Origin of the sequence: Priestia flexa (assembly GCF_021441905.1) — a bacterium.
In the GTDB taxonomy this organism is placed as follows: Bacteria; Bacillota; Bacilli; order Bacillales; family Bacillaceae_H; genus Priestia; species Priestia flexa.
In genome coordinates, this window is the sequence record NZ_CP090431.1 from 2,812,568 (window position 1) to 2,825,550 (window position 12,983).

Below are 12,983 nucleotides of genomic sequence, written 5' to 3' on the forward strand. Positions count from 1 at the left end.
CCATAAAGGCACAATACCTTTATGGTTGTCTACTTGCTAGATATTCAGCAATTTGCCTTCCATGAAAACGCCCATTTTCAATAAAAATTTCATTTGCATTATTTCCTGCTGCAATTACTCCCGCAATAAAAATACCTTGCACATTCGTTTCCATTGTATCAGGGTCAAACAGCGGACGACCTGATTCAAAATCAATCTCAATGCCCATTTTCTCTAAGAATGAATGATCTGGATGGTAACCGGTCATCGCAAAGACAAAATCGTTTGGAATTGTAATTTCTTCTTTTCCATTTGAATACGTTACCGTATGCTCATCAATACGAGTTACAACTGCATCAAAAATCATTTCGATGGTGCCGTTTCGAACCAAGGCTTCAAACTCTGGTAAAATCCAAGGTTTTACGCTCTTTGAATACTCTGATCCTCGGTAAATTACCGTCACGCGAGCGTCCGCCTTTACTAGTTCCAATGCTGCATCCACACTAGAGTTTTTTCCGCCAATGACAACCACATCTTGATTAAAGTATGGATGCCCCTCTTTAAAATAATGATGGACTTTCGGTAGATTTTCACCAGGAACGCTCATATAGTTTGGTGAATCATAATAGCCAGTTGCAACAATAACATGCTCTGCTTCGTATTCACCCTTTGAGGTGGTGACAACAAACTGTCCTTGGTTGTTCTTGTGTACATGTGTTACAAGTTCAAATGAGTGAATTCGTAGATTTTTGCGTTTGACTACTTCACGATAATACGCAAGAGCTTGATTTCGCACAGGTTTTCTGTTTTCTGTAATAAACGGAACATTTCCAATCTCTAACTTCTCACTCGAACTAAAAAACGTTTGATGGGTAGGGTAATTATAAATAGCATTTACAATATTCCCCTTCTCAATTATAAGAGCATTGATGCCGACCGCCTGCAATTCCAAAGCTGCAGAAAGTCCACAGGGTCCCCCTCCGATAATAATTGCTGTTTCTTTTTTCAAACTGCTCACTCCTTTACTTCCAACGAACTTTAGCGTTATACCAAGCTCTTTTCCAACTCCATTCTTTCCTACTAACTAAATTAATTATCTTTACGCACAAAAAAATCTCCTATCTTATGATAGGAGATTTTCTATAAATACGCAAATCTTTCTACTTATTAAATCCAGCCTCTAAAACGTGATGCTTCCGCCATTTTGCGCACGCCTACCATATAAGCAGCCAAGCGCATATCTACCTTACGCGTTGTCGACGTTTCGTAAATAGTATTGAATGATTTAACCATTACTTTTTCTAGCTTTTCTTCTACTTCTTCTTCTGTCCAATAATACCCTTGGTTGTTTTGAACCCATTCAAAGTAAGAAACCGTAACGCCTCCAGCACTAGCTAATACATCAGGCACAAGCAAGATGCCACGCTCAGACAGAATACGGGTTGCTTCTAACGTAGTTGGGCCATTTGCTGCTTCCACAACAATACTTGCTCGAATCTTATCAGCATTTTCTTCTGTAATTTGGTTTTCAATTGCTGCTGGAACAAGAATATCACAATCCAGCTCTAATAATTCTTTGTTACTAATTGTTGTATTAAATAACTTTGTTACCGTACCAAAACTATCTCGTCGATCTAATAGATAGTCAATATCTAAACCGTTCTCGTCATGCAAAGCACCATATGCATCTGAAATACCGATAATTTTAGCACCTGCATCATGCATAAATTTCGCTAAAAAGCTTCCAGCATTTCCAAACCCTTGCACCACGACTCTTGCACCTTTTAAATCAATTCCACGTTTTTTAGCCGCTTCTCTTATACAGATTGTAACCCCTTTAGCTGTTGCTGTTTCACGTCCGTGAGAACCTCCTAATACAAGCGGTTTACCTGTGATAAAACCTGGTGAATTAAATTCATCAATTCGACTATATTCATCCATCATCCAGGCCATAATTTGCGAATTCGTAAATACGTCTGGTGCTGGGATATCTTTTGTTGGACCTACAATTTGACTAATTGCTCTTACATATCCACGACTTAACTTTTCTAATTCTCCAAATGACATATTACGAGGGTCACACACAATTCCGCCTTTCCCCCCGCCATAAGGTAAATCTACAATTCCACATTTCAAGCTCATCCAAATAGAAAGAGCTTTTACTTCTTTTTCGGTTACGTTTGGATGAAAGCGAATTCCACCTTTTGTGGGGCCAACAGCATCGTTATGCTGAGCGCGATAACCTGTAAAGATTTTAACCGAACCATCATCCATTTTGACAGGAATTTTCACTGTCATCATGCGAAGCGGTTCTTTTAACAATTCATATACTTCCTCAGGATAGCCCAATTTCTCCAACGCCTTATGTATGACCGTTTGAGTAGATTTTAACACATCATTTTTCTGTTCTTGTCGATTGCTTTTGCTCTCTTGCATTTTGTCGGCTACCATCTGTAAACCTCCTAAAGTGGATCAAAAAATTAGTAATTCATTAATTTGGTGCATCTTTCATGACATAGTATACACCCTTACTTTTGCTATGCAAAGGGAAATATGAAAGTTTTATGATATTTTGTAGGACAAAACGAAAACGCTTCCAATTAATTGTGTAATCCTCATAATTTTTAGCATTTCTTATAGAATTGCGTGGGATGAATCCCCAAAAAAACTCCCTTTATTGCCGTAGGTTTACGTAACACCCACAGCAACAAAAGGAGCTGTTACATTTGAATGTACCTTAGCTCTAAGTTTATGAAAAAGTATCTGCAATGTACGAAAGAGCTTGATTATGAATTAACTGCTTTCCATACTCCTGTACCCGATGTTTCGTAATTGTAGAGGGACTTCCATATTCCGCTAACAACGCTATAATATTCCCGATCTCTTTCATCGTCAGTTTTTCTTCTCCTACTAATACATAAAACCGATTTTCAAACGAATAGAGAATAGTTTCAATATCATAATATTGATTAATTCGTTTTGCCAATTGAATAACGTCTTCAAACGTTTGAAATTCAAAGAATAAATCGTGACTTTCATCCAACATCACTTGCATCTCGATAAATTCTTCGTACATATCTTCATGTTCATCAATAATTTCCATTTCATCTTGACTATCTTGTTTCGTCACAAACACGACCATCCCCTGAGCTTGAAGGGAAAAAATCTCTACTGAAAGCGAGCTTGTCGGTTCAAAATTTAATTCTTTGGACGCCTGCTCAATCATCTCACGAAACAGCTGTTTAACCTTAAATGTATCAGTCCACAAATCTTCTTTTGTGAGCCCTCGCTCTTTTAAATCATCGTACGTGACAAAGACTTTTAACTTATTATAATTTAAACGCTCAAGTCTCATTTGCGTCCCTCCCCGCTTGCACTCATAACCACATGGTTTGATAATGCAGTATATGTACCTTCTAGAAAACGGTTCGTGATGTTTACTTACGAGTTTACAGGTTTACACAGTTAAAAACAAGCCTATTGATTATGATGTTCGGCTAATTTTTCAGTTAACCATTCATTCCATTCGTTTTTTGAATTACCTAATAAAAACGAAGAAACTCTTTCCTTATCTTTCCCGTCTAACATTTCAAAAACAAAGCCACCAAGACCAATTTTTAAATGTGGAAACTCTCCTTGCACATCACATGCCAAATCAACGGTTTTCTTAGCATTCTCCATCATTGTACAGGACATAAAGAAGAAGGTTGGATCCACTTCTTTTAAAATGAGATAAATATCTCTTTCTTCAATGCTGCTCCCTAAGTAAATAACTTCAAACCCTTTTCTTCTCAAGAACAATGTAAAAACAAGCAGCCCTACTTCATGCGTTTCATTTGGACCGCACACCGCGATGGCTTTTGGTAATAAACCACTTGAAGGAAGAGAATAAAATAACATGCTGATTCTTGTTTTCAGTAACTGCGTAGCATAGTGTTCATGGGCACTTGTAATCTTACCTTTTTCCCACATATCTCCTACTGTAACTAATAAAGAACCTAGTATATCAATTACTACTTGCTCCACGGAATATAAGCTAAAAGCATGATTGATTAGTTCTTGTGCTTTACTTTCTTCAAAAGATAATAAATGATGTAAAATTTGATCTTTTAAACGTTGAGGTGTTTCCACTTCACTTTGGTCAGCAGTTTGGTGAACGTTTGCGCTCTCTGTTTCTAACAATGAGACAGCTTGACTAATAGTAAAGCCGTTGCTCACTTTATCTGTTAACCACTTTAATTTTTTAAAATCTGCCTCTGTATACAAACGATGACCCGACTCGTTTCGCACAGGGTTAAATATTTTATAACGACGCTCCCATGCACGCAACGTTCCGGGTTGGATTCCGACCATGTTTGAGATGGCTTTAATATTATACTTTCCTTCTTGTGAAGCCATATGTAACCTCCAACGACTCTTCGTGAACTATAACGTATTACTTGCATTATAGGATAAGTTACACGTTGTGTAAAATCTGTATATGCTATGTTCAAAAGACGCTTAAAGTTAGTTTGCTCTAGTAATTGTTAGAACATGCGCCTTGGCTTTGGCTTCCAAACGAAGAGGTAAAGAAGTAGTTCCATACCCATTGCTCACAAAGTAAACTATATCTTTATGCGTTTTAAGTCCACCTAATTCATAAGGGCCAAACCCAAGCAAACGGATTTGTCCACCATGGGTGTGACCGCTAAGCATTAAGTCAACACGCTGTTTTTCCACTTCAAAGACTGCATCTGGATTATGGCTAAGCAACAGTGTGAAATGTTGTTGATTTACACCGTTATAAGCTTGATTAATGTTTAATTGCCCTTCTGACAAGTCATCAACTCCTACAATATTGTAAGAAACCCCTTCCTTCTCGATACAAATTGCTTCGTTTTTTAAAGCTACTACCTCATGCTTTTTGAAAAGAGCAGCTAGACTCTGTTGATTAATTTCATAGTCGTTATTTCCCCATACAAAGTAAATAGAACCTAGCTGTCTTAACTGCTTGATATTCGCTTCAATCTGTTGTGGCGAGACACCTTTTTCCGCTAGGTCTCCTCCAATAACAACAAAATCAATATGTCCCTTTACTTGTTCAATTAAGGATTTTGTAACCGTACGTTTATGTATATCTGAAATAAAGAAAATACGCAGTGACTGCCATTCCTTTGGAACACCCTTCACTTCAATATGTTCTTGTTCGACAACTGTACGCTGTGCCTCTTTGGCCATGTAAGTAAGTAAAACAATAGCAGCCACTACTAACACACCGATAATTCCTATAATCATAATCATGCTCACTCCTTTTTTATTTACTTTGTGAAGCAGCACCTATACCGTAAATGAATGAGACCAATATAACTGGTAATAGTACATAATATTCAAATGAAATAAACGCTACGCAACCCACTAAAGAAAGCAATGCTACAAGAAATTCCACTCTGTGCAACCTTGTTCCTTGTATCCAGCGGTACACATTTTCAATTAACACCTGCACCCAAATAGCTTGACACGTACAGCTAATTAAAAAGAGCAAAACCGTTGCAAACAGATTCTCTGGATTTTCCAGAAAAAATACAATGGTATCTAGCGAAGCTCCTTCTTGTTCAAATACAGAGGTTGTAATGAAATAATAACTACATACCCACCCTATTACAAATAATAACCACTTTCTCATAATACAAGCCTCCCCTCACTACAACTTGTATGTGAGAAGAGGCTATTGCATGTATTGAATGCTTATTTATTTTCATGATACAAATTAATATCGTAGGTTTGTTTCATTGCCGCATACAAATCTTTTCGACTTTCCCACTGTGCTGGAGTTGACCAAATGTCCTTGCTTTTTTGAATAATTTCACACCGCAAATCATTAAATTCTTTTTCCACCTTATCGCATTGCTTTTGCATTTGTATCATCCTAAAATAGGTAGAAAAAATGATGATAAGCAAGAGAAGATGCTTACTATCACCGAGAAAAAATTGAATAAAGTCACTAAAAGCTATCAGGTTTAAGCGCGAAGTAAATACAAATAAATAACTTATCCCAAACAGCAAGCATACAAAGGATACCCACTTCCATTTATTCATTGATTTTTGAGTAGCCGATAACTTTTCTTTTTTATTTATAACGCTTTCTAATATATATTGAGTAGGTTCATCAACATGATAGTGAGACAGCTCTTTCACTTTCTTCAACTCCCCTTTATAAGGCTAGTACAACAGTATGAAGAAAGGTGAATGTTTATGTTTAAAATTTCAACAATGGTCTTTCTAGTGAACGTCTTGTTTGAGCAATCTCGCTAGTTCGGCTTGCCATCCTAAAAATGTAGATTCTGTACGCTCATGTTCGGATTGCTTAAATTCATCTAAATCAATGCTGCAAAGATCACAACAATTGTGCCTCTCTGAAATGCCCTCTTCTTCAAAATATCTCATTAAGGCTTTTCTTCTACATTCTTTTGTATGGATAAACCCTTTCATTGCATGGTATTTTTTCTGCTTAGCGTTTAGGCGTTTATTTACAATCTCCACCAGTTCTCCATATAGAGATTCCGTAACCTGTTCTGGATAAATTATTCCATCATGAATCGCACCAATGTTTTCTAAATAGTGGCGAATAAAACGCCAATGCGTCTCATAAACACCAATTGTAAATAAAAAGTGGGCTTCAACTTCTCGAACTCCAACTGGACTGGAGCTTGAACGAATTTGTGACAAACAATATAAAAGCGTATCTGGAGAAGGAAGCTCTAAGTCTAACAAAGCCTGTGCAGACACATCATCTTCTTCACTATATAATAAAATTGCTAAGCTCGGTAAGCCATCACGGCCTCCTCTTCCAATTTCCTGAACATAGGATTCAAGCTGCGTAGGCGTTTGAAAATGCAGGACAAAACGAACGTTCGATTTGTTAACTCCCATTCCAAAAGCACTTGTACAGCAGATGAAGTCGAGCTGATTTTCAAGAAATTGTCGCTGAATGAGCATGCGATCGTTACCTTCCATTCCTCCATGGTAATATTGGACTTTTTCGACACCGTTTTCTTTTAAGTAGTGCGTTAACGACTCCGTTAACGCTCGGCTAGAGCAATAAATAATACCTGGTTTTTGAATTTTCGTTACGTATTCCAGTAGCTTTTTCTTTTTTTCTTCAAGACCATGCACATGCTCTACGCTGATAGCAATATTTGAACGATTCATTGAATATAAATGCTCGTTGACTTGATCAAGGTGTAGATAAGTTTTAATATCACTGAGCACTTCACTCGTTGCTGTACCTGTTAGCGCTAAGCAAGTCGGTTTCCCTAGGTTTTCCCATACCATGCCTAAGTTTAAATAATCTAACCGAAAGTCATGGCCCCATTGCGAAATACAGTGTGCTTCATCTACAACGAACATACCAATATTTGCTTGTTTGAGAGCCTGAACTACATACGGATTCTGTAAGATTTCAGGAGAAGCATAAATGAAACGATAGCTATTTAAGGAACGAAGCGCCTGCCGCTTTTCATCTTCACGTAAAAAACTGTTAAGAGCAATAACTCGTTTTTCTCCCTTGGCTTTGAGCTGCTGAACCTGATCTTCCATTAAGGAAAGCAACGGGGACACGATAAGGATTGGCCGCTTTAAAAAATAGCCAGGGAGCTGGTAACAAAGTGACTTTCCTGTTCCCGTAGGCAAGACGGCCAGAACATGATTGTTATTTAATAAGTCCGTTATAATTTCTTTTTGACCGTTCCGAAAAGTAGAAAAGCCGAATTCCTTTTGAAGTACCTGTTCTAACTGCATCGTCTTACTCCTTTCTTAATTCGTTACGCACTTAGCCAATACAAGACGAATTTGAAAATAAGTAAGGTGATCACTAACCCTTTTTTTGATTTCTTTTAGCTGATTGGTATTTAACGCTTCAAAAGCATTCATAATTTCCTTTTGATCCTCCACTTTTACATAATCATCAATAGTAAAGTTAGGAAGAAACAGTGCCAATTCAGCAATATGATCTTCAATTGTGCTCTCTTTTAACCGTCTAATTCGAGCTACTTCTTTTAATGATTTTCCTTTTTGTAACCACTCATACGTTTTAACTGTTGAAGCTGTTAGTGGCACAGTCATATGTACGTCCTGTATAAATTGTTGAAGAACTGGAAATTCACTTCGACATTCGCTAATTTGCTCAATGATTTGATGAACGACGCTGATCATTAATAAATGAACGTAGTGTTCGTTCATCTTATAATATTCAGCAAGCTGACTTTTGGTTAAACCAATTCGCTTATATCCACTCAGATGTTGAACAAACACATCAGCGTTTTGAGAAGAACATTTCGTTAAAATACATTTTAATTCATTAAACAAGCGTTTGGCCAACTCTTCTCTTGAATACGACTGAGAAAATAAATAAGCTTTCACCCATTGAATGGTCTCAGGATCTTGGGTGATTGGCAAAAATCCCTTTTGAAAATACTGTAGATTAGAGATTGTTTGAATGAACAAGGTCAGTCTCGATAAAAATAATTGTGTGCTACTCGCAAATTGCCAACCGCTAAGCTTAGCTGGCAGAGGCCATTCACGTAATTGTTGGTGAAGTGCCTCTTCACCCTTGCTTGTTAGCATATATTTTTGATGGTCCACTTCTTTAATGAATTGATGAGAAGTAAGCTCTTTTACGTATAGAGAAAATGTTTCTTTTTTCAAGTAACTAAATGATTGAAATAAAAAAGACAAGCCAAAGATTTTACCGTCTTGAATTGTTTGCGCTGATTTTTTCCCAGCTACTATATGATAAATCCCGTAAACTGTTCGTTCACCTTTTAGTTGTTGCATACTATATAGCATAACGGTTTGAATATAGTTCACAATCGTCAACTTCCTTTCTCTTTTCATTTTACCAAAACTTTAACAGAAAGCACCTTTTTGTCATTGCACGAATTGAGATGAACGAAAAAAGTGGCACTATAAGTCATGACAAACCCTTGTCTGATAAGCATTATCAATGACTTTTCTATTGAAAAGTTTTAAAAATCGTCTTACAATGGGTAAAGAGAAATTTCACGCTTATGTTGAAAAGAGATTATATAACACGAAATTTTCGAACACTTTACAGGAGGTCTTGTTATGCCAAAATATACAATTGTTGACAAAGATACATGTATTGCATGTGGAGCATGTGGAGCAGCAGCGCCAGATATTTACGATTACGATGATGAAGGAATTGCATTCGTAACATTAGATGATAACCAAGGGATTGTGGAAGTTCCTGACGAATTAGAAGATGATATGATGGATGCATTTGAAGGTTGCCCAACAGATTCAATCCGCGTAGCAGATGAGAAGTTTGACGGCGACTCTAACAAATTTGAATAAAAAACAATAAAAGACCTGTACATCTCCATGTACAGGTCTTTTTTCTATTTAAACAGCGACTCGCTTTGTAATCCAATATTTCATTTTATTAAATAAAACAACGAAAATTAAGCCAGTAATAATTCCTTTAATCATGTTAAATGGCAGAATGCCCGTTACGACTAGCTGACGTGTTTCCTCACTTGACAGCGCCGGTGACTGTAAGAAAAGCGTATATGCAGGTAAGAATACATAGTAATTTAAAAACGCCATGCCAACTGACATCACTACTGTTCCAACTACTAAACCTGTTGTAATACCTTTTGTATTTTTAAATTTATGAAACATAAGAGAAACCGGTAAGATAAACAATAGCCCTGCTACAAAATTTGCTAATTGGCCTACAGGGACGCCTGTTGCACTTCCTTGAATGAGATAGTGCAGCAAATTTTTAATTCCTTCGACAATAAGACCTGCTACAGGACCAAAGATTAATGCAGCAAGCAGCGCCGGTACCTCACTAAAATCAATTTTTAAAAACGGTGGTATACCTGGTATTGGGAAGTTAAGCATCATTAATACATAAGACAAACCGCTTAGCATCCCTAGAATAACAAGCTTTTGTGTTTTCTTGCTATGTTCCATTTTCCTCTCTCCTTCTTGCGATCCATTCTTCCAAGAAGAAAGGTTCATTGCACATGCACTCCATAAAAAAACCTCAACAAATTTGTTGAGGGAAAATGCAGGCACATTCAATAAACGTTCAACACATTTGTTTTTGAACGTTTGAACCTCCACCTTCTCCCATCCAGACTTTACTGTCGGCTTTGGAATCACACCAAATCCTGCTCCACATTTAAAGAGCTCGCGGGCTTAAAACAATTTGTTTATCACCGCCGGTCGGGAATTACACCCTGCCCCGAAGATAGATCAATATTTAATGATGTTCACATTATATGATACCTTGAATTAAAAGTAAATCATTTGATACAAAAAATACTACAATTCCGATTTCTTTTAGTCATTATTTTTTCATGATGAAAAAACAGCGCAATAACGAAAGATTGTCAGGTATTCTTTCACCGTACTTTCTTACATATAAAACTCCAAAAAGTACGTATTAAAAATATTTTCACAAAAATAAACCCGCTAAAATACCAAGTTTTTCACTAAAAATCCGAATATTAAGCAAAAAATTAAAAATGAAAACGTTACCAATTGTGAACTTTTCTACAATCCAATTGACAGAATTTTTTTAACGTGATAAATTATCAGATATTTGAGTTGTGAAAGGGAGATGTTAATACATGTATGAAGTGTTAGTAGCTGATTCAATTAGCAATGAAGGTCTTGCTCCATTATTAGAAGCATCAAATGTTAATTTAACAAGAAAAAAAGTAACGGAAGTTGAAGATTTATTGCATACATACGATGCACTGCTTGTTCGAAGCGCAACGACTGTGACAGAAGACTTGTTAGACAAAATGAAGAATTTAAAGATTGTTGCTCGTGCAGGTGTAGGTGTCGATAACATTGATATTGAAGCATCAACTAAACGAGGCGTTGTTGTCATTAATGCCCCAAATGGAAACACTATTTCTACAGCTGAGCATACTTTTGCCATGATGGCTAGCTTAGTTCGCCATATCCCTCAAGGGAACATTTCCGTTAAGTCTCGCGAATGGAACCGATCAGCTTTTGTTGGTACGGAACTCAATCGCAAGCATTTGGGAATTGTTGGTTTTGGTCGTATCGGCTCTGAACTTGCAAAACGTGCGAAAGCCTTTAACATGACGGTACATGTATATGATCCATTTTTAACAACATCTCGTGCAGAAAAACTAGGAGTTGACCTCTTATCGTTAGATGATTTATTAGCAGTAGCTGATATTATTACTGTTCATACGCCATTAACGAAAGATACAAAAGGTTTATTGAATCGCGAGACGTTAGCCAAAACAAAGAAAGGCGTTTACTTACTAAATTGTGCACGAGGCGGTATTATTGATGAAGAAGCACTTGCACACTATTTAGAGATTGGTCACGTTCAAGGCGCTGCAATTGACGTATTTGAAGTAGAACCACCTACTGATAATCCACTTTTAAACTTTGACCAAGTTATTACAACGCCACATTTAGGTGCTTCAACAAAAGAAGCGCAGTTAAATGTAGCAGAAGATGTTGCCTATGACGTGCTACGCTTCTTAGAAGGCAACCCAGTAAGTTCGTCAATTAACTTACCGACGCTTTCAAAAGACGTATTTGAAAAAATCCAGCCGTTTACTAGCTTAACGAAACAGCTTGGTGCCGTTCTATCACAATGCATGAAAGAACCTGTTCAAGATATTTCTGTTACGTACGCAGGAACAGTAGCAGACTTAGAAACAACCTATATTACACGAAGCTTGTTATCTGGATTTTTAACTCATCGTATTGACCGTTCAGTCAACGAAGTAAACGCGTCAATGATTGCCAAAGAAAGAGGCATTACGTTTGGTGAGAAGATTTCTGATAACACTCAAGGCTATGCTAACATTATTGAAGTTGTTGTAAAAGGAGAGTCTCGCACATTCTCTATTACTGGTACGTATATTAAAGATTATGGTCCTCGCGTTATTAACATTGATTCATTCGACATTGATTTTTATCCAGAAGGACATTTATTATATATCCGACACACAGACCAACCAGGTGTTATTGGAAATGTTGGTAAAGCGCTTGGTGACTTAGATATCAACATTGCAACAATGCAGGTAGGACGTAAACAAAAAGGCGGAGAAGCCATTATGATGCTTACGTTCGACCGTCTTATTGAAGACGCAACGATTGAATCATTAAAGCAAGCAAGTGAAATTGTTACAATTCAACGTATTGAACTATAAAATAAAAACAAGAAAGGCCTAGGCCTTTCTTGTTTTTATTTTGTTATCTTTAGATGTTGACCTGGATAAATATCGCTGGTCGTCATATGATTTCTTCCTTTTAAATCGTCTACATTCACTTCATATTTTTGTGCGATTTTAGATAACGTGTCTCCTCTTTTTACAACGTACCCTTCATTCAACTGTCTAAATACAGCAGTCTCTAAATCTTCCCTTACGTAGGCTGATAATTTCCCTTGATCAAGCTTTGCAATCGGGTTAATAGCATTCGTTTTATTAATATTCCATGTTCCCTTATGAACCTCAAAATGCAAATGAGCACCCGATGATCGCCCTGTGTTACCTACTTGTCCAATTGCCTGACGAATAGAAACTCTTTCACCTTCTGTAACATCTCGACTATTCAAGTGTGCATACACCGTTTCATATCCGTTATCTTGCTTAATAAACACAACTTGTCCATATGTATCAGAGTAATAAGACTTTGTAACTCTTCCACTATATACTGCATACACCTGTGTCCCCACAGGCGCTGCAATATCAATACCAAAATGCTTTGCGTTACGAGAGCCAAACACATCTGTAAGCGTTCCTTCTTCAGTCGGCCAGTTCCACTGTGTAGAAGCTTCTGCTTTAGCCATTGTTCCTCCAACAAACAATAGCCCTATACACATCCCCATAATGACTACTACTAATATTCGCCTTACAATATCAAGCATACATGTCCTCCTATGTACTAAGCGTTTCTTGACACATAAATATACTATATGCAGTTTCAAAAATTCTAGACAT

General features: G+C 37.1%; 13 protein-coding genes and 1 riboswitch. Of the genes, 2 read left to right on the forward strand and 11 right to left on the reverse strand.

Going from position 1 to position 12,983, the window contains the following annotated elements; all coding sequences use genetic code 11:
• Positions 1 to 19 precede the first annotated feature (19 nt).
• From LZP85_RS14450 to LZP85_RS14490, 9 genes are all read right to left on the reverse strand, one after another.
• Positions 20 to 988: a YpdA family putative bacillithiol disulfide reductase gene (locus LZP85_RS14450; RefSeq protein ID WP_119542507.1), complete on the reverse strand. Its 969-nt coding sequence runs from the start codon at positions 986 to 988 to the stop codon at positions 20 to 22.
• 158 nt (positions 989 to 1,146) lie between these two features.
• The gene (locus LZP85_RS14455; protein WP_175384180.1) at positions 1,147 to 2,415 is read right to left on the reverse strand and encodes a Glu/Leu/Phe/Val family dehydrogenase; all 1,269 of its coding nucleotides are present in this window, start codon (positions 2,413 to 2,415) and stop codon (positions 1,147 to 1,149) included.
• A gap of 313 nt (positions 2,416 to 2,728) precedes the next feature.
• Entirely contained in the window at positions 2,729 to 3,334 is a 606-nt protein-coding gene (locus LZP85_RS14460) for a genetic competence negative regulator (protein WP_061784716.1), read from the reverse strand.
• 122 nt (positions 3,335 to 3,456) lie between these two features.
• The gene (locus LZP85_RS14465; protein ID WP_119542506.1) at positions 3,457 to 4,377 is read right to left on the reverse strand and encodes a MerR family transcriptional regulator; all 921 of its coding nucleotides are present in this window, start codon (positions 4,375 to 4,377) and stop codon (positions 3,457 to 3,459) included.
• A 108-nt stretch (positions 4,378 to 4,485) separates the two neighbouring features.
• Positions 4,486 to 5,259 carry a metallophosphoesterase gene (locus tag LZP85_RS14470; protein ID WP_224839984.1) on the reverse strand — a complete coding sequence of 258 codons (774 nt, stop codon included), beginning with the start codon at positions 5,257 to 5,259 and terminating at the stop codon, positions 4,486 to 4,488.
• Between the two features lie 13 nt (positions 5,260 to 5,272).
• Positions 5,273 to 5,641, reverse strand: coding sequence for a hypothetical protein (locus LZP85_RS14475; protein ID WP_206833208.1), 369 nt, complete (start codon positions 5,639 to 5,641; stop codon positions 5,273 to 5,275).
• A gap of 62 nt (positions 5,642 to 5,703) precedes the next feature.
• Positions 5,704 to 6,153, reverse strand: coding sequence for a DUF2663 family protein (locus LZP85_RS14480; protein ID WP_206782090.1), 450 nt, complete (start codon positions 6,151 to 6,153; stop codon positions 5,704 to 5,706).
• An 84-nt stretch (positions 6,154 to 6,237) separates the two neighbouring features.
• On the reverse strand, positions 6,238 to 7,755 hold the full coding sequence (locus tag LZP85_RS14485; RefSeq protein ID WP_234561771.1) for a RecQ family ATP-dependent DNA helicase: 1,518 nt from the start codon (positions 7,753 to 7,755) through the stop codon (positions 6,238 to 6,240).
• Positions 7,756 to 7,770: 15 nt separating this feature from the next.
• Complete coding sequence (locus tag LZP85_RS14490) at positions 7,771 to 8,823, reverse strand: YpbB family protein (RefSeq protein WP_078990515.1); 1,053 nt, start codon at positions 8,821 to 8,823, stop codon at positions 7,771 to 7,773.
• A 258-nt stretch (positions 8,824 to 9,081) separates the two neighbouring features.
• On the opposite strand from LZP85_RS14490, the gene LZP85_RS14495 reads away from it, so the two are divergent.
• The gene (locus tag LZP85_RS14495) at positions 9,082 to 9,330 is read left to right on the forward strand and encodes a ferredoxin (protein WP_061784720.1); all 249 of its coding nucleotides are present in this window, start codon (positions 9,082 to 9,084) and stop codon (positions 9,328 to 9,330) included.
• Between the two features lie 48 nt (positions 9,331 to 9,378).
• Here the strand turns inward: LZP85_RS14495 and LZP85_RS14500 are convergent, their stop codons facing one another.
• Positions 9,379 to 9,954: an ECF transporter S component gene (locus LZP85_RS14500; RefSeq protein ID WP_025908353.1), complete on the reverse strand. Its 576-nt coding sequence runs from the start codon at positions 9,952 to 9,954 to the stop codon at positions 9,379 to 9,381.
• 147 nt (positions 9,955 to 10,101) lie between these two features.
• A riboswitch (FMN riboswitch) is annotated at positions 10,102 to 10,240 on the reverse strand.
• 376 nt (positions 10,241 to 10,616) lie between these two features.
• Between LZP85_RS14500 and serA the strand changes: the two genes are divergently transcribed.
• The gene (gene serA / locus LZP85_RS14505) at positions 10,617 to 12,191 is read left to right on the forward strand and encodes a phosphoglycerate dehydrogenase (protein WP_061784721.1); all 1,575 of its coding nucleotides are present in this window, start codon (positions 10,617 to 10,619) and stop codon (positions 12,189 to 12,191) included.
• 35 nt (positions 12,192 to 12,226) lie between these two features.
• On the opposite strand, the gene LZP85_RS14510 is transcribed toward serA, so the two are convergent.
• Positions 12,227 to 12,910 (reverse strand): peptidoglycan DD-metalloendopeptidase family protein, encoded by a 684-nt coding sequence (locus LZP85_RS14510; protein WP_163070591.1) that lies wholly within the window; start codon positions 12,908 to 12,910, stop codon positions 12,227 to 12,229.
• Positions 12,911 to 12,983 lie beyond the last annotated feature (73 nt).